The 19,657-nt window shown below is 75.3% G+C and carries 21 protein-coding genes; 19 read left to right on the forward strand and 2 right to left on the reverse strand.

Going from position 1 to position 19,657, the window contains the following annotated elements; translation table 11 throughout:
* Window positions 1–3 precede the first annotated feature (3 nt).
* The 10 genes from BM158_RS15080 to BM158_RS15125 all read left to right on the forward strand — a co-directional run bounded on the left by BM158_RS15080 (window position 4) and on the right by BM158_RS15125 (window position 7,815).
* Entirely contained in the window at window positions 4–846 is an 843-nt protein-coding gene (locus tag BM158_RS15080) for a septum formation family protein (protein WP_091560622.1), read from the forward strand.
* Window positions 847–855: 9 nt separating this feature from the next.
* A complete protein-coding gene (dop, locus tag BM158_RS15085) occupies window positions 856–2,361 on the forward strand; it encodes a depupylase/deamidase Dop (protein ID WP_091560626.1) in 1,506 nt (501 codons plus the stop codon).
* A gap of 2 nt (window positions 2,362–2,363) precedes the next feature.
* The gene (locus BM158_RS15090) at window positions 2,364–2,915 is read left to right on the forward strand and encodes a ribonuclease E inhibitor RraB (protein WP_091560629.1); all 552 of its coding nucleotides are present in this window, start codon (window positions 2,364–2,366) and stop codon (window positions 2,913–2,915) included.
* Between the two features lie 71 nt (window positions 2,916–2,986).
* Complete coding sequence (locus BM158_RS15095) at window positions 2,987–3,196, forward strand: ubiquitin-like protein Pup (protein WP_091560633.1); 210 nt, start codon at window positions 2,987–2,989, stop codon at window positions 3,194–3,196.
* A gap of 43 nt (window positions 3,197–3,239) precedes the next feature.
* Complete coding sequence (locus BM158_RS22860) at window positions 3,240–3,548, forward strand: endonuclease domain-containing protein (RefSeq protein ID WP_165628952.1); 309 nt, start codon at window positions 3,240–3,242, stop codon at window positions 3,546–3,548.
* Between the two features lie 121 nt (window positions 3,549–3,669).
* Window positions 3,670–4,518 (forward strand): proteasome subunit beta, encoded by an 849-nt coding sequence (gene prcB, locus BM158_RS15105; protein WP_091560639.1) that lies wholly within the window; start codon window positions 3,670–3,672, stop codon window positions 4,516–4,518.
* Window positions 4,519–4,521: 3 nt separating this feature from the next.
* Window positions 4,522–5,376, forward strand: a complete 855-nt coding sequence (gene prcA, locus BM158_RS15110) for a proteasome subunit alpha (RefSeq protein WP_091560643.1) — start codon at window positions 4,522–4,524, stop codon at window positions 5,374–5,376.
* Between the two features lie 10 nt (window positions 5,377–5,386).
* Window positions 5,387–6,745, forward strand: coding sequence for a Pup--protein ligase (gene pafA, locus BM158_RS15115; protein WP_091560647.1), 1,359 nt, complete (start codon window positions 5,387–5,389; stop codon window positions 6,743–6,745).
* A 23-nt stretch (window positions 6,746–6,768) separates the two neighbouring features.
* A complete protein-coding gene (locus BM158_RS15120) occupies window positions 6,769–7,185 on the forward strand; it encodes a hypothetical protein (protein ID WP_091560650.1) in 417 nt (138 codons plus the stop codon).
* Between the two features lie 219 nt (window positions 7,186–7,404).
* On the forward strand, window positions 7,405–7,815 hold the full coding sequence (locus BM158_RS15125; RefSeq protein ID WP_131802060.1) for a hypothetical protein: 411 nt from the start codon (window positions 7,405–7,407) through the stop codon (window positions 7,813–7,815).
* Between the two features lie 13 nt (window positions 7,816–7,828).
* Here the strand turns inward: BM158_RS15125 and BM158_RS15130 are convergent, their stop codons facing one another.
* Entirely contained in the window at window positions 7,829–8,938 is a 1,110-nt protein-coding gene (locus tag BM158_RS15130; protein ID WP_229827379.1) for a DUF3866 family protein, read from the reverse strand.
* Window positions 8,939–8,974: 36 nt separating this feature from the next.
* Between BM158_RS15130 and BM158_RS15135 the strand changes: the two genes are divergently transcribed.
* From BM158_RS15135 to BM158_RS15170, 8 genes are all read left to right on the forward strand, one after another.
* Window positions 8,975–9,940, forward strand: coding sequence for a helix-turn-helix transcriptional regulator (locus BM158_RS15135; protein WP_091560656.1), 966 nt, complete (start codon window positions 8,975–8,977; stop codon window positions 9,938–9,940).
* Window positions 9,937–10,899, forward strand: a complete 963-nt coding sequence (locus tag BM158_RS15140) for a helix-turn-helix transcriptional regulator (RefSeq protein WP_207506617.1) — start codon at window positions 9,937–9,939, stop codon at window positions 10,897–10,899. Before BM158_RS15135 ends, BM158_RS15140 begins: the two co-directional genes overlap by 4 nt.
* A 71-nt stretch (window positions 10,900–10,970) precedes the next feature.
* Window positions 10,971–11,168 carry a hypothetical protein gene (locus BM158_RS15145; RefSeq protein WP_091560660.1) on the forward strand — a complete coding sequence of 66 codons (198 nt, stop codon included), beginning with the start codon at window positions 10,971–10,973 and terminating at the stop codon, window positions 11,166–11,168.
* A 41-nt stretch (window positions 11,169–11,209) separates the two neighbouring features.
* Window positions 11,210–11,548: a Sec-independent protein translocase subunit TatA gene (tatA, locus tag BM158_RS15150; protein ID WP_091560663.1), complete on the forward strand. Its 339-nt coding sequence runs from the start codon at window positions 11,210–11,212 to the stop codon at window positions 11,546–11,548.
* Between the two features lie 13 nt (window positions 11,549–11,561).
* On the forward strand, window positions 11,562–12,488 hold the full coding sequence (gene tatC / locus BM158_RS15155) for a twin-arginine translocase subunit TatC (RefSeq protein ID WP_229827378.1): 927 nt from the start codon (window positions 11,562–11,564) through the stop codon (window positions 12,486–12,488).
* Window positions 12,489–12,502: 14 nt separating this feature from the next.
* The gene (locus BM158_RS15160) at window positions 12,503–13,417 is read left to right on the forward strand and encodes a diacylglycerol kinase family protein (protein WP_242657476.1); all 915 of its coding nucleotides are present in this window, start codon (window positions 12,503–12,505) and stop codon (window positions 13,415–13,417) included.
* Window positions 13,418–13,467: 50 nt separating this feature from the next.
* Entirely contained in the window at window positions 13,468–16,311 is a 2,844-nt protein-coding gene (locus BM158_RS15165; protein ID WP_091560666.1) for a DEAD/DEAH box helicase, read from the forward strand.
* 31 nt (window positions 16,312–16,342) lie between these two features.
* Complete coding sequence (locus tag BM158_RS15170) at window positions 16,343–17,515, forward strand: DUF4333 domain-containing protein (RefSeq protein ID WP_131802061.1); 1,173 nt, start codon at window positions 16,343–16,345, stop codon at window positions 17,513–17,515.
* A 1-nt stretch (window position 17,516) separates the two neighbouring features.
* Here the strand turns inward: BM158_RS15170 and BM158_RS15175 are convergent, their stop codons facing one another.
* Window positions 17,517–18,419, reverse strand: a complete 903-nt coding sequence (locus BM158_RS15175) for a 5'-3' exonuclease (protein ID WP_091561356.1) — start codon at window positions 18,417–18,419, stop codon at window positions 17,517–17,519.
* A gap of 79 nt (window positions 18,420–18,498) precedes the next feature.
* Here BM158_RS15175 and BM158_RS15180 point away from each other — a divergent pair, with 79 nt between their 5' ends.
* Window positions 18,499–19,656, forward strand: coding sequence for a M24 family metallopeptidase (locus BM158_RS15180; protein ID WP_165628954.1), 1,158 nt, complete (start codon window positions 18,499–18,501; stop codon window positions 19,654–19,656).
* Window position 19,657 lies beyond the last annotated feature (1 nt).

A 19,657-nucleotide genomic window follows, 5' to 3' on the forward strand; every position in this document is an offset into this window, starting at 1 on the left:
TCCGTGCGGAGGGCGCTGCTGGCGGTCGGTGCCGTCCTGGTGCTGGCCGGGTGCTCGTCGACCGTCGAGGGCTCGGCCAGCCCGGCGCCGGTGACCACGCCGACGCCGGGCGACGACCCGATGGTCGACGCACCCGCCGTCGGCACCTGCCACGCCGTCGAGTCCGCCTACGACCCGCTGGAGGTGCCCGAGGTCGTCGAGTGCGGCGACGGGCACACCGGGGAGACCGCCGCGGTGCTGGACACCGGCCTGCCCGTCGAGGCCGAGTACCCCACCCAGGACGACCTGGACGAGGGCTACCTCGGCGACGCCTACGACGACGTCTGCTCCTACGACACCGCCGACGACTACCTGCGCGCCCAGCCCGGCGACCGGTCCTACACCAACTACACCCAGGTGCTGCCCACCCCGGAGCAGTGGGCGCGGGGTGCCCGCTGGGTGGCCTGCGACGTCACCTACGGCTACTCGCAGCCCGAGCCGGCCCCGGGCCGGATGGCCGGTGCCCTGGAGTCCGGTGACACCGCCGCCTACCGCGCGTGCCTGACCGGCGACCCGGCCGACGACGCGGTGGTGCCCTGCTCCGAGCCGCACTGGGGTGAGCAGATCAGCGGCTACCCCGACGTACCCGAGGGGACGCCGTTCCCGGCCGACCGGGCCGCCCGCGCGGTGATCGCCGAGCAGTGCCGGCCCGCCGCCGTCGACTACCTCGACGGACCGGTCCCGGCCGAGGTCGGCCTCGACATCACCACCGACGACCCCGAGGACTGGGCGTCCTACCCGTTCCCGTCGTGCGTGCTCATCCCGGTCGACGGCGGCACGACGACGGGTTCGTTCCGCGACTCATAGGGTGGCTGCATGAGCGTGCGGCGGGTCATGGGCACCGAGGTCGAGTACGGCATCTCGGTGCCGGGGCAGCCGGGGGCGAACCCGACGACGCTGTCCAGCCAGGTGGTCAACGCCTGGGCCCCCGCCGACGCGGCGCCCCGTCGCCGTCCGCGCTGGGACTTCGAGGAGGAGAACCCGCTGCGCGACGCCCGCGGGTTCGACCTGTCCCCGGCGCGGGCGCTGGACCACGACGACCCCGACGAGGACCCGGGGATGGCGAACGTCGTGCTCACCAACGGCGCCCGGCTGTACGTGGACCACGCGCACCCGGAGTACTCGACGCCGGAGGTGACCGGCCCGCGCGACGTCGTGCTGTGGGACAAGGCGGGGGAGCGGGTGATGGCCGAGGCCTCGCTGCGCGCCGCGCGGGTGCCCGGCACCGTGCCCATCCAGCTGTACAAGAACAACACCGACGGCAAGGGCCAGTCCTACGGGGCGCACGAGAACTACCTGATGGACCGGCGCACCCCCTTCCTGGACATCATCAAGGGGCTCATCCCCTTCTTCGTGACCCGCCAGGTGTTCGCCGGGGCCGGCCGGGTCGGCATCGGCACCGACGGCCGCACCCAGGGCTTCCAGCTCTCCCAGCGCGCGGACTTCTTCGAGGTCGAGGTCGGCCTGGAGACCACGCTCAAGCGGCCGATCATCAACACCCGCGACGAGCCGCACGCCAACCCCGACGAGTACCGCCGGCTGCACGTGATCATCGGCGACGCGAACCTCGCCGAGCTGTCCACCTACCTGAAGGTGGGGACGACGTCGCTGGTGCTGGCGATGATCGAGGCGCGGGCCCTGGGCCCGGACCTGTCGATCGAGGAGCCGGTCACCGAGCTGCAGTCGGTCAGCCACGACCCCACGCTGACCCACGAGGTCCGGCTCAAGGACGGCCGCCGGCTGACGGCGCTGCAGGTCCAGCAGGAGTACCTCGCCCGGGCGCGCGCGTTCGTCGAGCGGACCGGCGACACCGACCCGCAGACGCTGGACGTGCTGGCCCGGTGGGGCGAGGTGCTCGACGACCTCGCGATCGACCCGATGCGCTGCGCCGACCGGCTCGACTGGCCGGCGAAGCTGCGCCTGCTCGAGGGGTACCGGCAGCGCGATGGGCTCAGCTGGGGCGATGCCCGGCTGGCCCTGGTCGACCTGCAGTACTCCGACATCCGGCCGGACAAGGGCCTGTACCAGCGGCTGGTGGCCCGCGGGGCGATGGAGCGGCTGGTGACGGAGGAGGAGGTCACCGCGGCGATCTCGGCGCCGCCGGAGGACACCCGGGCCTACTTCCGCGGGGAGTGCCTGCGGCGCTACCCGGCGCAGGTGGCCGCGGCGTCCTGGGACTCGGTGGTGTTCGACCTGGGCCGGGAGGCGCTGGTGCGCGTCCCGACGATGGAGCCGCTGCGGGGCACCCGCGACCACGTGGGCGCCCTGTTCGGCCGGGTCGGCAGCGCCCAGGAGCTGGTCGACACCATCACCGGGGCCTGAGCGTGCCCGACGAGCCCGCGCCCGCCGCGCCCGAGCCGGCGCCACCCCGGCGTCCTCGCCGCCCGGCCGCCCGGTCGGTGCGGCCCACGGACATCGCCGCCGTGGTGCGCGTCCTCTCGGCGCTGCAGGTGCACCTGCTGTCCGGCGACCTGCCGCCGCAGCTGACGTCCTCGCTCGGACGGCACCTGGTCACCGCCGGCCTGCTGGAGGCCGGCGCCACGCCGGCTGACGTCCTGCTCGCCCTGGACGACCTCGCGGCCCGGCTGCGCAGCGGCGGCGAGGCGCCGGAGGTGTCGGGGGAGACCCGGCACCTGGTCGGTTTCGTGACCCGTGAGCAGGCCGACGCGTTCGCCGCGGGCGCCGCCCGCCGGGCGGGCGACGAGGTGACCGGCCCGGTGGCGGCCGAGGAGGGCCGGTGGGTCGACGAGGTGCAGTGGCAGGTGACCGTGCGGGTCACCGAGCCGCCCATGTCCCCGGCCTTCGACGCCCGCATCGCCGGCCTGCACGCCCTCGCCGACGGGCTGCACGGCCACCTCGGTGGCTGGGAGGCCTGACACCCGGTTGTCGCACCCCGCGGGTAGCTTGCGCAGCAGGGCACCACACCCACTCGAGTGCGGAGGATCAGATGGCCACCAGGGACACCGGCGGGCAGCAGAAGGCCACGCGGTCGCGCGAGGAGACCGAGGAGGTCGAGGCCACCGTCGACGCCGAGGGCACCGAGCGCCGCGAGAAGCTCGGTGAGGACGTCGACGACATCCTCGACGAGATCGACGGGGTGCTCGAGGCGAATGCCGAGGAGTTCGTGAAATCGTACGTGCAGAAGGGCGGTCAGTGATCATCTGATCACTGACCGTGTTGGTCGTGACGGACTGCCCGGAGTGCGGGCGCGGTCTGCCGGCGGAGGTCGCAGAACGAGGCCTCCTTCGTCCGTCGCTACGGGCTCACCCGCGCGGAGGTCCACGCGATGCGCGCCCCCGGGGCAACCGCTGCGGGGACGGGGCGCTGGGCACCTGGACCACGCGCACGCCAGCGGCGCGGTCCGGGCGCTCCTGTGCAGCCGGTGCACCATGGGTCTGGCCCGTTCCTCGACGACCCGCACCGGTTCCGGGCGGCGGTCGCGTACCTGGAGGAGCACAGCGGGGCAGCGGCGCCCCCGGCGACGGGCTGCACCGCGACGCCACCACTAGGGTCGGATCGACGAGACCGACGGGGCACCCGGCCCGGTCGGCGCAGCACCGACCGGCCCGGCCACGGGTCGGCGGCAGCACATCGGCCCGCCACGAGCGGGCCGGCGGAGGAGGCGCACGGGTGAGCGAGCAGATCGCCGGACGGAGCGGGTTCACCCCCGCCTACCTGGACCGGGTGGGGTCCTCGTTCACCGACTTCCTCGGCGCCACCGCGCCCGACCTGCTCCCCGGCAGGCGCCCGGTGCCCGCCGTCTCCGCGGCCGACCTGGCACCGCACGGCACCACCATCGTTGCGGCCACCTACGACGGCGGCGTCCTCATGGGCGGCGACCGGCGCGCCACGATGGGCAACCTCATCTCCAGCCGCGACATCGAGAAGGTCTACGCCGCCGACTCCTGGTCGGTCATCGGCATCGCCGGCGCCGCGGGCATCGCGATCGAGATGGTCCGGCTCTACCAGGTCGAGCTCGAGCACTACGAGAAGATCGAGGGGATGACCCTCTCCCTGGACGGGAAGGCCAACCGGCTCGCCGCGATGATCCGCGGCAACCTCGGCGCCGCCCTGCAGGGTCTCGCCGTCGTCCCGCTGTTCGCCGGCTACGACCTCGACGCCGCCGAGGGCGCCCGTGCCGGGCGCATCTTCAGCTACGACGTCACCGGCGGGAACTACGAGGAGCGCGGCTACGCCAGCGTCGGCTCCGGCTCGCTGTTCGCCCGCGGCTCGCTGAAGAAGACCTGGCGGCCCGGCCTCTCCGCCGAGGCGGCCACCCGCAGCCTGGTCGAGGCGCTGTACGACGCCGCCGACGACGACTCCGCCACCGGTGGCCCCGACGCGGTCCGGCGGCTGTACCCGATCGTCTACCGGGTGGACGCCGAGGGCGCGGTCCGGCTGCCCGACACCGAGGTGGCCGAGGTCGCCGCGGCCATCACCGCCGACCGCTCCGCCGGCGCCGAGAGCCGGGAGGCCTGAGCCATGACCATGCCGTACTACGCCTCCGCCGAGCAGGTCATGCGCGACCGCTCGGAGTACGCCCGCAAGGGCATCTCCCGCGGCCGCTCCGTCGTCGTCCTCACCTACGACGGCGGCGTGCTGCTCATCGCCGAGAACCCCAGCTCGACGCTGCACAAGGTCGGCGAGATCTACGACCGGATCGGCTTCGCCGCGGTCGGCCGGTACTCGGAGTTCGAGAGCCTGCGGGTCGCCGGCGTCCGGCTGGCCGACGTCCGCGGCTACTCCTACAACCGCCGCGACGTCACCGGCCGCGTGGTGGCCAACGCCTACGCCCAGACCCTCGGGTCGATCTTCACCGAGCAGATGAAGCCCTTCGAGGTCGAGCTCTGCGTGGCCGAGGTCGGCGCCACCCCCGAGGCCGACCAGCTCTACCGGCTCACCTTCGACGGCTCGGTCGTCGACGAGCCCGACTTCGTCGTCATGGGCGGGCAGGCCGAGGCGGTCAGCGCCCACCTGCGCGAGCACTTCCGCGCCGGGCTGCCGCTGCGCGACGCCCTGGGGGTCGGCGTCGCGGCCCTCTCGGCGGCCAGCGCGTCCACCCAGGCCAACGGCGGCGAGCACTCGACCCTCCCGGCCGAGCAGCTCGAGGTCGCGGTGCTGGACCGCACGCGGCCCAAGCGCACGTTCCGGCGGATCACCGGGGCGGCGCTGCGCACCCTGCTGGGCGCCGAGGAGGCGTCGACCCCGGCTGCCGAGGAGACCCCGGCGCCGCCCGTCCCGACCGAGCCGGCCCCCGGCACCCCGCCGGGGCTCGGTGACCCGGGCGCCCCCGACACCGCCGGCGGCGTCGACCCCGATCCCGGTACACCGGCCTAGGCTCGGTCCCGTGGACCGCAGGATCTTCGGCATCGAGACCGAGTACGGCGTCACGTGCACCTTCGAGGGCCAGCGCCGGCTCTCCCCCGACGAGGTCGCCCGCTACCTGTTCCGGCGGGTGGTCTCGTGGGGCCGCAGCTCGAACGTGTTCCTGCGCAACGGCGCCCGGCTCTACCTCGACGTCGGCAGCCACCCCGAGTACGCCACCGCCGAGTGCGACGACCTCACCGAGCTCGTCGTCCACGACAAGGCGGGGGAGCGGATCCTCGAGGGGCTGCTGGTCGACGCCGAGCAGCGGCTGGCCGACGAGGGCGTCACCGGCGACATCTACCTGTTCAAGAACAACACCGACTCCGCCGGCAACAGCTACGGCTGCCACGAGAACTACCTCGTGGGCCGGCACGGCGAGTTCTCCCGGCTCGCCGACGTGCTCATCCCGTTCCTGGTCACCCGGCAGATCGTCGTCGGCGCCGGCAAGGTGCTGCAGACCCCGCGCGGCGCGGTCTACTGCGTCAGCCAGCGCGCCGAGCACATCTGGGAGGGCGTCTCCTCGGCGACCACCCGCTCCCGGCCGATCATCAACACCCGCGACGAGCCGCACGCCGACGCCGAGCGCTACCGCCGGCTGCACGTCATCGTCGGCGACTCGAACATGAGCGAGACGACCACCCTGCTCAAGGTGGCCGCCACCGACCTGGTGCTGCGGATGATCGAGGACGGCGTCCCGGTGCGGGACATGACGCTGGAGAACCCGATCCGGGCCATCCGCGAGATCAGCCACGACCTCACCGGCCGCCGCAAGGTCCGGCTGTCCAACGGCCGGGAGATGTCGGCCCTGGAGATCCAGACCGAGTACCACGACCGGGCCGCCGAGTACGTCGACCGCGAGGGTCTGGGCCCGGTGCACCGGCAGATGCTCGAGCTGTGGGGCCGCACCCTCAAGGCCGTCGACACCGGCGACCACTCGCTCGTCGACCGGGAGGTCGACTGGGCCATCAAGCAGTCGATCATCGAGCGGTACCGCGCCAAGCACGACCTGTCCCTGTCCTCGGCCCGCGTCGCCCAGCTCGACCTGGCCTACCACGACATCCGCCGCGGCCGGGGCCTGTACTACCTGCTGGAGCGGGCCGGGCAGGTCGAGCGGGTCACCCACGACCCCCGGGTCTTCGAGGCCAAGAACGTGCCGCCGCAGACCACCCGGGCCAAGCTGCGCGGGGAGTTCATCCGCAAGGCCCAGGACAAGCGCCGCGACTTCACCGTCGACTGGGTGCACCTGAAGCTCAACGACCAGGCGCAGCGCACCGTGCTGTGCAAGGACCCGTTCAAGTCCGTCGACGAGCGCGTGGAGAAGCTGATCAGCTCGATGTGAGGGCGGACCGGCAGACTCGGCGGGTGCTCGTCGACCCCGTCACGGACCTGCTCGCCGGCCCGCGGGGCCGTCGGCTGTGCCTGGCGCTGGTGCACCAGGGCGCGGGTGGGGCCTGGCCGCCGAACGCGTCCTGCGACGCCGACATGTGGGTCGCGCTGGCGGCCGCCGTGCGTGACCGGCCGGAACCGACGGCGGGCCTCCTGTGGGCAGCGCTGACCGACAGCGTCGACTCCGCGCGCTACGGGCAGGAGCCCGACCCCACCGACGTGGCCCTGGCCGACCCCCGGGCAGTCGAGCTGCTGCAGCCGGTCGCCGCTGACCTCGTCGCCGACCCCGCGAACGCCTGGTGGTGGGCGGGTGCCGACCCCGCCGACCAGGTCGTCGTCGACTGGCCGCTGTCCGACATCCCCGGCACCCGGCAGCCCCCAGGGCGGGGCTGACCTGGCGCGGGCTGGGCGGTGGGCGCCGCCGCCGATGAGCACCAGGCCAGCAGTCGGCCGGCCGACCCGGACGCCGCCTGGACGGGCATGTGGTGGTCCGCGCCGTGCACCAGCGGACTTCCGCACAGCACCCGGACGCTGCCGGGCCCCCACCGGGTCGGCCCTGCCGTCGTCCAACCGGTCCGGACCCCGGTCGGGCTGCACCTCGTCGAGGACGAGATGGGCTGGCCGACGGCGACGACGTGGCCGGTGCGCCCCGGGCCGGACGCCCGCGTCCTGGAGATCCGCGACGCTGCCGGGTGGGCGTCCCTGGTGGCCCGCCACCCGCTGGTGGTCAGCGCCGCCCGCCGGCACGACTGGTACCGGTGCACGGGTCGCGTGGGGGACTGGCTGGTCCCGGACTGGGGCGCCGTGGCCGAGCAGGTCGACGGTGTCCACGTCCCGGTGGCCACCTGGCTCTCCCTCGCCGGCCGTCCGGTCGAGGTACCCGGCACCGGGGCCGCGACCGTGCTGGCCGGGTGGCACCCCGATGCCACCTGGTGGCTCACCGACGTCCTGCAGGTCGGTGAGCCGACCGGTTGGGTCCGCACCGACGACGACCCGCCCGGCCGCTGGGCGCCGTCCTCGTAGGTGGCGCCGCAGGTCAGCCGGCGAGGGTCGCGGCGTACCGGCCGGCGCAGGCGGCGGCCAGGAAGTAGGCGTGGTCGGCGTCCAGCCCGCGGCCCATCGTCGACAGCCCGACCGGCAGGGCGCGCAGCGCGTCGTCCAGACCCTCGACCTCGACCTCCACCACAGGGTTGCGGTCCGGCTGACCGGCCAGGTCCTCGGCGACCTGCACCTCGAGCTCGTCGGACAGGCCCGAGGCGGGCACCGGCAGCGCCACCCCGCCGAGCGCCACCCGGCCGAAGGCGGTGAGGGAGTGGTGGGACACCCCGCGGTGCCGGGGCCGGGGGTCGGCGTCGGAGATCCGCAGCGCCCCGACGGTCCGCCCGCCGAGCACGTGCGCGGCGTTGCACGCCTCCCCGGCGGCCACCCCGGAGAACCCCCACGGCGTCCCGGTGCCCAGGTTGCCCGGGCCCTGCGCGACCACCGCGACGTCGGCCCGCAGCACGTGCCGGGCGGCGAGCAGCCCGGTGTGCACGGTGACGGCCTCCAGGTCCCCGCCGAAGGCCTGCCCGACGGTGACGACGCCGGCCAGCGAGCCGGACAGCCCGTCCAGCGTCCGGGAGAAGGCCGCCGGCAGCGCGCCGCCGTCGGTCATCACGTAGGCCACCCGCAGGTCCGCGCCGGTGGCGTGCACGCCGGCCAGCACCGCCGGCAGCGCCGAGTGCAGGTCGGCCACCACCACCGGCATGCCCTCGACGTCCTCGGCCTCGGCGATGACCCGGTGGTGGGGGGTGTCCTGCTCGTCGACGCCCTGCACGGTCACCTGCAGCCCGGTGTAGCGGCCCTTCACCAGGTGCCCGGGTCCGGCCGGGTCCGGCGGCAGCCGGTCGGGGACGGCGACCACCAGCGCGTAGCCGCCGGTGCCCAGCCGCTGCGCCCAGGCGGTGGTGTTGAGCAGGACGGCGTCGCCCACCTCCGGCGTGCCCACCACCGAGGGGTGCGCCAGGGCCCGCAGCTCGCCGTCCCCGGGCACCTCGACCTGCAGCTCCAGCGAGTCCCGCCAGGTCCGGCCCAGGGCGGTCACCGTCCCGCGTCGCCAGCGGATCCGGGACACGGGCACCTCGCCGGGCACCAGGGGACTGCTCACCCGGCCCAACCTAGGTCACGCACTAGCCTGTGAGGCGTGTCGGCCAAGCGTGCGGAGAGACTGGTGAACCTGGTCTTCGCCCTCCTCGGCACGCGCCAGTACGTGACCGCCGAGCGGATCCGCAGCATCGTCCCCGGCTACGAGCCCGCCGACGGCTCCGACCGCGCCGACGAGGCGTTCAAGCGGATGTTCGAGCGCGACAAGGCCGACCTGCGCGAGCTCGGCGTACCCCTGGAGACCGGTCGCACCAGCGTCTTCGACACCGAGGACGGCTACCGGATCGCCCGCTCGCAGTACGAGCTGCCCGAGATCACGCTGACCGGCGACGAGGCCGCCGCGGTGGGCCTGGCGCTGCGGCTGTGGCAGTCCGCGCAGCTGGGCGGTGCGGCGCAGGGCGCGCTGGTCAAGCTGCGGGCCGCCGGGGTGGACGTCGACGGCGCCGGCACGCTGCCGCTGCAGCCCCGGCTGGACGGCGGGGAACCGGCCTTCGACGCCTGCTACACCGCCGCCCGCGACCGGCGGCTGCTCACCTTCACCTACGCCCGCCCCGACGAGGACACCGGCGTCAAGCGCCGCGTGCAGCCCTGGGGCGTGGTGTCCTGGCACGGCCGCTGGTACCTCGTCGGCCACGACCTCGACCGCGACGCCCCCCGGGTCTTCCGGCTCTCCCGGATCAGCGGTACGCCGCGGGCCAGCGGCCCGCCCGAGGCCTTCAGCCCGCCCGCCGACCTCGACCTGGCCGCCGTCGTGGCCCGCCAGGTGGGCCGGCCCGAGCACGTCGTCGTGCTCACCGCCCGCCCGGGGACCGCGGTCGGGCTGCGGCGCCGCGCCACCGACCTCGGCCCGGACGGCACCGGCGACGACCGGCTGGAGCTGCGCACCACCGAGCCCTGGGCGCTGGCCGACGAGATCGCCGCGCACGGGCCCGACGTGCTGGTGGAGTCCCCGCCCGAGCTGCGCGCCGCGGTGCTCGAGCGGTTGACCCGGCTGGCCGCGTCGTGAGCGCCCCCACCACCGACCGGATGACCCGGCTGCTGGCCCTGGTGCCCTACCTGGAGGCCCGGCCCGACGGCGTCCTCATGGCCGACGCCGCCCGCGACTTCGGGGTCGGCGAGGCGCAGCTGCGCCGCGACCTGGAGCTGCTGTGGGTCTGCGGGCTGCCCGGGCACGGGCCCGGCGACCTGGTCGACCTGTCCTTCGAGGGCGACCGCGTGCGGGTCACCGACACCGCCGGGCTGGTCCGGCCGCTGCGGCTGACCACCGACGAGGCGGTCGCGCTGGTGGTGGCGCTGCGCGCGCTGCTGGAACTGCCGGGGCTGGCCGAGACCGACGCGGTGAGCCGGGCACTGCTCAAGGTGTCCGCCGCCGCGGGGGAGCCCGCCGACCTCGCCGGTGCGGTGACCGTCAGCATCGACGCCCGCGAGCAGACCCTGGCCGTGGTGCGCGAGGCGCTGCAGGCCGGCCGCGCGCTGCACCTGCACTACTACGTGCCCAGCCGGGACGAGCGCACCGAGCGCACCGTCGACCCGATGCGGCTGCTGCTGGTGGAGGGCCACTGGTACCTGGAGGCCTGGTGCCGCCGGGTCGAGGGCACCCGGCTGTTCCGGCTGGACCGCATCGACGACCTGACCGTGCTCGACGAGCCCTCCGCCCCGCCCGAGCAGGCCCGGCCCCGCGACCTGGACGACGGCCTGTACCAGCCGGCCGAGGACCAGCCGCTGGTCCGGCTGCGGCTGGACCGCAGCGCGCGGTGGGTCGCCGACTACTTCCCGGTGGAGGAGGTCGTCGCCGTCGACGACCCGCCGGGGGGCCTGTCGGTCGCCGTGCGCACCGGCGACCCCGGGTGGGCGCGCCGGCTGGTCGCCTCCCTCGGCGGGGCGGCCCGGGTGGAGGACCCGCCCGAGCTGGCCGACGAGGTCCGGGCCGCCGCCCGTGCGGCGCTGGCCCGCTACAGCGACTGAACCCAGGTGCACAGGCGCTGGTCAGGGCCGGCACAGCCCTCCCGTCGGTGGCCCCGGCTAGGGTCGGGCCCGTGCTGATCGTGCTGCTGGTCGTCGTCGTGCTCGCCCTGGTCGTCCTGGGCGTGCTGGCCTACGGCCTGCTCGGCGCGCTCGGGCGGCTCACCCGTGAGATGGCGGCCCTGCAGCGCGACGTCGCCCCGGTCGCCGCGCAGCTCCAGCAGTCGCTGGCCGCCGCCGCGGCCACCCGCCAGCGCACGCCGGACGCGTAACCTCGCGGACGCGCCGGCCCCCACCGACCACGGAGAAGACGATGAACCTCGGACCGCTCGAGATCGGCCTGATCATCCTGGCCGTGCTGCTGCTGTTCGGCTACAAGAAGCTGCCCGACGCCTCCCGGTCCCTGGGCCGGTCGATGCGCATCTTCAAGGGCGAGATGAAGGGCATGAAGGACGACGACGTCCGCGGCAAGGACGAGGCCACCACCGTCCGCGGCCAGCTCGCCCCGCCGGCCGCCCCCGCGGCCCCCGCCGCGCCCGTCACCCCCGACTACGAGGCCGAGGCCCGCGCCGCGGAGGCCCGGGCCGCCGAGGCCCGCGCCCGCGCCGACGCCGCCCGGACGGGCAGCACCCCGGCCGACGGCACCCGCTGACCCGCACCCGCCCGTGAGCACCGCCGAGGCCGACCGGCCGCGCACCCGGCGGCGCCGCCGTCCGCCGCGCGACGAGGCGGCGACGATGACGCTGATCGCGCACCTCAAGGAGCTGCGCAACCGCATCGCCGTCGCGCTGCTGTTCATCCTCATCGGCACCGCGATCGCGTTCTGGTGGTACGACCACGGCCTGGGCCAGTTCATCCGGGCCCCGTACTGCTCGATCCCCTCCGACGACCGCGCGCTGGGCACCGGCGGCACGGTGGGGGACTGCCGGCTGCTGGTCACCGACGTCTTCGGCGGCGCGCTCATCCGCCTGAAGATCGCCTTCATCGCCGGTGTCGTGCTGTCCGCACCGTTCTGGCTGTGGCAGATCTGGGCCTTCCTCACCCCGGGCCTGAAGCAGAACGAGAAGCGCTACGGCGTCTCCTTCGTCGCCGCGGCCAGCCTGCTGTTCGCCGGCGGCTCGGCGCTGGCCTACGTCTCGCTGCAGGCCGGGCTCACCCTGCTGCTGGGCCTGGCCGGCGACAACGTGGCCATCGCGCTCACCGCGCAGGACTACATCGGCTTCGTCATCTCGATCCTGCTCGCCTTCGGGGTGTCCTTCGAGGTCCCGCTGGTGGCCGTCGCGCTGAACCTGGTCGGGGTGCTGTCCTACGCCGCGCTGGCGAAGGCCCGGCGGTGGATCTTCTTCCTCACCATCGTCTTCGCCGCCTTCATCACCCCGACGCAGGACCCGTTCACGATGCTGCTCATGGCGCTGCCGATGTGCGTGCTGTTCGAGCTGGCCATCCAGATCGCCCGGGTGGTGGACAAGCGGCGCGCCCGCCGCGACGGCACCGCGTTCTACGCCGGCCTCGACGACGACGAGGCCTCGCCGCTGGACGCCCGTCCCTCCGCCCTCGACACCCGGCCCACCCGCCTGGACGGCCCGGGCTGACCCGCGTCGCCCTGCTGGTCAACGCCGCGGCCGGCCGGGGGCGTGCCCGGGACGCCGCCGGTGCGGTCACCGCACGGCTGACCGCGGCCGGCGTCGAGGTACAGCCACTGCAGGCACCCGACCGCGCCGCCGCCGAGCGGGCCGTCGGCCAGGTCGCGGCGGACGTCGACGCGGTGGCCGCCCTCGGCGGCGACGGCGTCGCGCACGCCGCCGTCCAGGGGCTGGCCGGCACCGGCACCCCGCTGGCGGTGCTGCCGGCCGGCACCGGCAACGACCTGGCCCTCGCCCTCGGCGTCCCCGCCGACCCCCTCGCCGCCGCCGACGCCGCGGTCGCCGACCTGCGGACCGGTGGAGGGCGCCCCCTGGACCTGGTGCGCAGCAGCTGGGACGGCGGGCAGCGCTGGTGGGCCACCGTGCTGTGCTGCGGGTTCGACTCCGCCGTCAGCGACCGGGTCAACCGGCTGCGCTGGCCACCCGGACGGCGCCGCTACGACCTCGCGACCGCCCTGGAGCTGGCCCGGCTGCGGCCCCGGCGGGTGCGGCTGACCCTCGACGGCGAGGTCACCGACCACGACGTCACCCTGGTCGCCGTCGGCAACACCGGCGTCTACGGCGGCGGGCTGCGGATCTGCCCGGACGCCGACCCCGCCGACGGGTGGCTGGACGTCACCGTCGTCGGCCCGGTCAGCCGCCGGGAACTGGTGCGCACGCGCCCGCGGCTGGCCGCCGGCACGCACACCACCCACCCCGCCGTCCGGGTGCTGCGCGCCCGCACCGTCGAGCTCGCCGCCGAGGGCCTGACGACCTGGGCCGACGGCGAGCCGGTCGGGCCGCTGCCACAGCGCTGCACCGTCGTCCCCGGGGCCCTCGCGGTGCTCGGCGCCGACCGTGGTGAGCGGCTGGAACGGCCTCGTCGCAGGGTCCCGTAGGGCGCGGAGCGCGCTGCGGGGGGAGACGTGGTCCTTCTACGGTGGGGGACATGTCCGCCGACCTGAGCCCGTCCGAGCGGTACGCGGCCTCCCGGCGCCGGGGGCGCTTCCCCCTGCTGTCGGACTTCGTGCTCGACCTCGGGTTCACCCTCGACCCCTTCCAGCAGGAGGCCTGCGAGGCCCTCGAGGAGGGCTCGGGCGTGCTGGTCTGCGCGCCCACCGGCGCCGGCAAGACCGTGGTCGGGGAGTTCGCGGTGCACAAGGCACTGGCCGAGGGGCGCAAGGCGTTCTACACGACGCCGATCAAGGCCCTGTCGAACCAGAAGTTCGCCGACCTGGTCGACCGGTACGGCCCCGACCGGGTCGGCCTGCTCACCGGCGACAACGCGGTCAACGGCGACGCACCCGTGGTGGTGATGACCACCGAGGTGCTGCGCAACATGCTCTATGCCGACTCCCCGGCGCTGCGCGGCCTGGGCTACGTGGTCATGGACGAGGTGCACTACCTCGCCGACCGGTTCCGCGGCGCGGTGTGGGAGGAGGTGATCATCCACCTGCCCGACGACGTCGCCCTGGTGTCCCTGTCGGCCACCGTCAGCAACGCCGAGGAGTTCGCCGACTGGCTGGTCACCGTGCGCGGCGACACCCGCGTGGTGGTCAGCGAGATCCGGCCCATCCCGCTGTGGCAGCACATGCTCGTCGGCGGACGGGTCTTCGACCTGTTCGCCCTGCGGCCCAGCGCGCACCTGGCCGGCGTCGCCCAGCTGTCCACCCGCGAGCGCGGCGCCGCCGTCGTCGACCCGGAGCTGGTGCGCTACGTCAAGGAGCAGGAGCGCCGGCTGGATTCCTGGCACGGCGGGGCGAGCCGGCGCAGCAAGGACCGCTACGAGCACCGCCCCCGGTACACCCCGCCCGGGCGCGCCGAGGTGCTCACCCGGCTCGACGCGGCCGGGCTGCTGCCGGCCATCACCTTCGTGTTCAGCCGCAAGGGCTGCGACGCCGCCGTCGAGCAGTGCCTGCGGTCGGGCCTGCGGCTGACCGACGAGGCCGAGCGGGCCGCGATCGCCGAGGTGGTCGACCGGCACACCGGCTCGCTGCACGAGGCCGACCTGCAGGTGCTGGGCTTCTGGGAGTGGCGGGAGGGCCTGCTGGCCGGGCTGGCCGCGCACCACGCCGGGCTGGTTCCGGCGTTCAAGGAGACCGTCGAGGAGTGCTTCGTCCGCGGCCTCGTGAAGGCCGTCTTCGCCACCGAGACCCTGGCGCTGGGCATCAACATGCCTGCCCGCACGGTGGTGCTGGAGAAGCTGACCAAGTGGAACGGCGAGGCCCACGTCGACGTCACGCCGGGGGAGTACACCCAGCTCACCGGCCGGGCCGGGCGCCGCGGCATCGACGTCGAGGGCCACGCCGCGGTGGTGTGGAGCCCCGGTGTCGACCCGGTGTCCGTTGCCGGGCTGGCCAGCACGCGCACCTACCCGCTGCGCTCGTCGTTCCGGCCGAGCTACAACATGGCCGTCAACCTGGTCGGCTCCTACGGCCGGGAACGCGCCCGGGAGCTGCTGGCGTCCTCGTTCGCCCAGTTCCAGGCCGACCGGTCGGTCGTGGGGCTGGCCCGGCAGGCCGCCCGCAACGAGGAGGACGCCCTCCGGCTGGAGGCCGCCGTCCCGGCGGGCAAGGGGGACGTCGCCGGCTACGCGCTGCTGCGGCAGGAGATCTCCGAGCGGGAGAAGGAGCTGTCCCGCGACACCGCCGCGCGCCGGCGGCAGGAGGCCGCCGAGACGCTGCTGGCGCTGCGGCCCGGCGACGTCATCCGGGTCCCCTCGGGACGGCGCCAGGGCCTGGCCGTCGTCCTGGACCCCGGCATCACCGAGCTCGCCGACCCGCGGCCGCTGGTGCTCACCGAGGACCGGTGGGCCGGCCGGCTGGGCCCGCTGGACTTCCCGACCCCGGTGCAGTCGCTGGCCCGGGTGCGGGTGCCCAAGCACTTCAACCACCGCAGCCCGCACGCCCGCCGCGACCTGGCCTCCACCCTGCGCAACGCCCGGCTGGAGAACGACCTGGGCGCCCGCAGGACCCGCCGCGGCGCCCCGGTGGACGACGACCCGGTGCTCGTCGACCTCCGGCACGCCCTGCGCCGGCACCCGGTGCACACGCTGCCCGACCGGGAGGAGCTGGTCCGCAGCGCCTACAGCTGGCTGCGCGCCCGCCGGGACGCCGACCGGGTGCGCCGCCAGATGGAGGAGCGCACCGGGTCGCTGACCCGCCAGTTCGACCGCACCTGCGACGTCCTGGAGGAGCTGGGCTACCTGGTGCCCGACGCGCCCTCGGCCGCCGAGGAGCACAGCCCCGGCCCGCACCCGGCCGCCGAGGCGCCGGTGGTGACCCCGGCCGGCCGGCAGCTGTCGCGCATCTGGTCCGAGGCCGACCTGCTGACCACCGAGTGCCTGCGCGCCGGGGTGTTCGACGGGCTGGACGCCCCGGGCCTGGCCGCGTGCGCCTCCGCGCTGGTCTTCGAGGCCCGCCGCGACGGGCCGGGCCAGCCGCCGGTGCCCTCGGGGCCGGTGTCCGCGGCGTTGGTGCGGATGCGGCAGGTGCACGCCGAGCTGCACGCGGTGGAGACCGAGCACGGGGTGCGGCCCAGCCGCGACCTCGACCTCGGCTTCGCCTGGGCAGCCCACCGCTGGGCCGACGGCCAGTCGCTGGACCGGGTGCTGGCCGGGGCCGAGCAGGCCGGCACCGAGCTCTCCGGCGGTGACTTCGTGCGGTGGGCCCGGCAGCTGGTCGACCTGCTCGACCAGATCGCCAAGGTCAGCGAGGGCGCGCTGGCCCGCACCGCCCGGCAGGCCGTCGAGCGGACCCGCCGGGGCGTCGTGGCGGTCGCGGTGAGCGGCTGACCCGTCGCGTCGAGTGGGGCGGTGACCCGGCGTGGTGGAGAATCGGCCCGGCCCGTGGCCGGTGACCTGCGAGGGCCCGGCCCGCGACGACGAGGGAGCGACGATGACCAACCCGCCGCAGGGTGGCGACCAGCACGACGACGACCGGCCGGCCGACCGGACCCCGGACGCCGGCGAGGGCGCCCGCGGGACCGGCGACGAGACCCGCCCCGGTGACGGCGGCACCCGGATGATCCCGCTGCGCGGTGACGGCCCGGCCGCGCCGGGCGCGCCGTCCGGTGGCTCCGGGTGGGGCGAGCAGGGTGGGTCGTGGGGTTCGTCGGCGTCCGGCGGGTCGTCCTCGACGCCGGAGTCCTCCTCGGGCCAGCAGGGCCAGCCGGGCCAGGGCCAGCCCGCGTGGGGCCAGGGTGGGTCGGGGTACGGGCAGCAGCAGACCCCGTCGTCGTCGGGCTGGGGCCAGGGCGGGCAGGACCAGCCCGGGTACGGCCAGCAGGGGCAGTCCGGCTACGGCCAGCCCGGCTACGGCCAGTCCGGGCAGCAGGGCCCGGGCGGGTTCGGTCCGGCCGGTCAGCAGGGCCAGGGCGGCTACGGGCAGCAGGCGCAGTCCGGCTACGGCCAGCCCGGCTACGGCCAGCAGGAGCAGCCCGGCTACGGCCAGTCCGGGTACGGCCAGCAGGGGCAGTCCGGCTACGGCCAGGGCGCCGGCGGCTACGGGCAGGGCAGCTCGGGGCAGGGTCAGTACGGCCAGTCGGGCTACGGCCAGCAGGGCCAGCCCGGGTACGGCCAGCAGGGCCAGTCCGGCTACGGCCCGGGCCCCAGCGGGTACGGCCAGCAGGGGCAGCAGTACGGCCAGCAGAACCAGTACGGCCAGCAGGCCGGCTTCGGCCAGCAGCAGCCGGCCAAGCGCAAGCGCACCGGGTTGATCATCGGCCTGGTCGTCCTCGGCCTGGTGGTCATCGCCGCGGCGATCGTGCTGCCGCTGGTGCTGGGCTCCAAGACCCTGGACCCGCAGGCCGTGCAGCGCGACGTCGCCGCGCAGTTCGAGGAGCGCGAGAACGTCGCGGTCGACCTCAGCTGCGACGAGGACATGGAGGTCGACGTCGACGCGACCTACACGTGCTCGGGCACCACCGCCGACGACGAGGACGTCACCATCACCATCCGCATCACCGGCGACGACGGCGCCTACGAGTGGTCGGAGTAGGTCACCAGCCCAGCACCGACGCCAGGCGGGCCACCGAGGTCTGCAGGCCGTAGCGCTCGGCCAGCGCGTCGAGGGCCGCCGGGTCCGCGGGGGACCGCGGCAGGTGGCCCTCGACGGCGGGCATCTCGATGTCGGTGACCACCTGGACGACGGCGGGCGCCACGTCCAGGTAGGCCGAGGCCTCGTGCAGCTTCTTGAGCACCGACGCGGTCAACGGTGCCTTCGGGACGGCGGTGCGCGCGGCCGCCTCCCGGATGCCCTGCAGGGTGCCGAAGGCGGTGACCAGGGCGGCCGCCGTCTTCTCCCCGACGCCCTTCACCCCGGGCAGCCCGTCGCTGGGGTCGCCGCGGAGCACCGCGAAGTCCGCGTAGGACCTCCCGGGCACGCCGTACCTGGCCGCGACCGCGCCCTCGTCGACGACGTCCAGGTCGCCGATGCCGCCGCGGGCGGTGTAGAGCACCCGCACCCCGCGGGCGTCGTCCACCAGCTGGAACAGGTCCCGGTCACCGGTGACCACGTCGACCGGCCCGGCGGCACGGGTGGCCAGGGTCCCGATGACGTCGTCGGCCTCGTAGCCCGGTGCGCCGACCCGGGCGATGCCGGCCGCGGCCAGCACCTCCACCAGCACGGGCACCTGCGGACCGAGCTCGTCGGGCACCTCCTCGCCGCCCTCGGGCGACTGCCGGTGCGCCTTGTAGGAGGGCACCGCGTCGGTGCGGAAGGCCGGGCGCCAGTCGTCGTCCCAGCAGGCGACGAAGCGCTCGGGCCGGTGCGCGGCGATCAGCCGCGCCGACATGTCCAGGAACCCGCGGACGGCGTTGACCGGCATCCCGTCGGGCGCGGTGACGCTGGTGGGCACCCCGTAGAAGGCCCGGAAGTAGAGACTGGCCGCATCCAGGAGCATCGTCGTCACACCGCGGGACGGTAACGGCTCGGCAACAACTCGTCCGGAACCGTCCGACGGTCTGGTTACTGTGCCGGGCGTGCCGTCCGACTCCACCCAGCCGACGCCCAGCGACGGCCTGGTGACCACCCAGCGGCTCGACCGCGCCCGCGAGGTCACCGCCGAGCTGGGCCTGGACACCGTCGTCGTCACCCCAGGGGCCGACCTGCGGTACCTGTGCGGGTACGCCGCGCACGCCCTGGAGCGGCTCACCGCGCTGGTGGTGCCCGCCACCGGCGCGCCGCTGCTGGTGGTGCCCCGGCTGGAGGCGCCGATGGTCGCGGCGTCGCCCGCCGGCGCGCTGGGGCTGGAGCTGGTCGCGTGGGACGAGACCGACGACCCGTTCGCGCTGGTCGCGAGCGAGCTCCGGGCCCGCCTCGGCCGCGACCCGCAGGCCTTGGCCGTGGGCGCCCGCACGTGGGCCGAGCACGCCCTCGGGCTGCAGCGCGCGGCGTCCGGGGCACGCCTCGAGCTGGCGACCCCGGTGCTCGACCGGCTGCGGGTGGTCAAGTCCGACGCCGAGGTCGCCGAGCTGGCCACCGCGGCCGCGGCCATCGACCGGGTGCACGCCCGGATGGGGGAGTGGCTGCGGGTCGGCCGCACCGAGGCCGAGGTGGGCGCCGACGTCGCCGCGGCGATCCTGGCCGAGGGCCACGTCGCCGTCGACTTCGTCATCGTGGGCTCGGGCCCGAACGGTGCGAGCCCGCACCACGAGCTGTCCGACCGCGTCGTGCAGGCCGGCGACCTGGTGGTCGTCGACATCGGCGGGGAGCTGGCCAGCGGCTACCGCTCCGACTGCACCCGCACCTACGCCGTCGGCGGGGCACCCGACGCCGCGACCGCCGAGTGGTACGGCGTGCTGCAGGCCGCGCAGGACGCCGCCCGGGCCGCCGTCGCGCCCGGGGTGACCGCCGAGCAGGTCGACGCCTTCGCCCGCGACGCGATCACGGCGGCCGGCTGGGGCGAGCAGTTCCTGCACCGCACCGGGCACGGCATCGGCCTGGACACCCACGAGGCGCCCTACGTCGTCGCCGGCAACACCACGCCGCTGGAGCCGGGCATGGCGTTCTCCGTCGAGCCGGGCATCTACCTGGCCGGCCGGCACGGCGCCCGCATCGAGGACATCGTCGTCTGCACCCCCGACGGCGCCCGCACGCTGAACGAAGGACCCCGTGACCTCGTCGAACTCCCCGGGTGAC

The organism is Klenkia taihuensis (assembly GCF_900112525.1).
GTDB classification, from domain to species: domain Bacteria; phylum Actinomycetota; class Actinomycetes; order Mycobacteriales; family Geodermatophilaceae; genus Klenkia; species Klenkia taihuensis.

Excerpts from the sequence above, each read along its gene's own strand:
- dop (WP_091560626.1), top strand. The coding sequence starts at position 856 with ATGAGCGTGCGGCGGGTCATGGGCACCGAGGTCGAGTACGGCATCTCG.
- BM158_RS15095 (WP_091560633.1), top strand. The coding sequence starts at position 2,987 with ATGGCCACCAGGGACACCGGCGGGCAGCAGAAGGCCACGCGGTCGCGC.
- prcA (WP_091560643.1), top strand. The coding sequence starts at position 4,522 with ATGACCATGCCGTACTACGCCTCCGCCGAGCAGGTCATGCGCGACCGC.
- BM158_RS15125 (WP_131802060.1), top strand. The coding sequence starts at position 7,405 with ATGGGCTGGCCGACGGCGACGACGTGGCCGGTGCGCCCCGGGCCGGAC.
- tatA (WP_091560663.1), top strand. The coding sequence starts at position 11,210 with ATGAACCTCGGACCGCTCGAGATCGGCCTGATCATCCTGGCCGTGCTG.
- BM158_RS15165 (WP_091560666.1), top strand. The coding sequence starts at position 13,468 with ATGTCCGCCGACCTGAGCCCGTCCGAGCGGTACGCGGCCTCCCGGCGC.
- BM158_RS15175 (WP_091561356.1), bottom strand. The coding sequence starts at position 18,419 with ATGCTCCTGGATGCGGCCAGTCTCTACTTCCGGGCCTTCTACGGGGTG.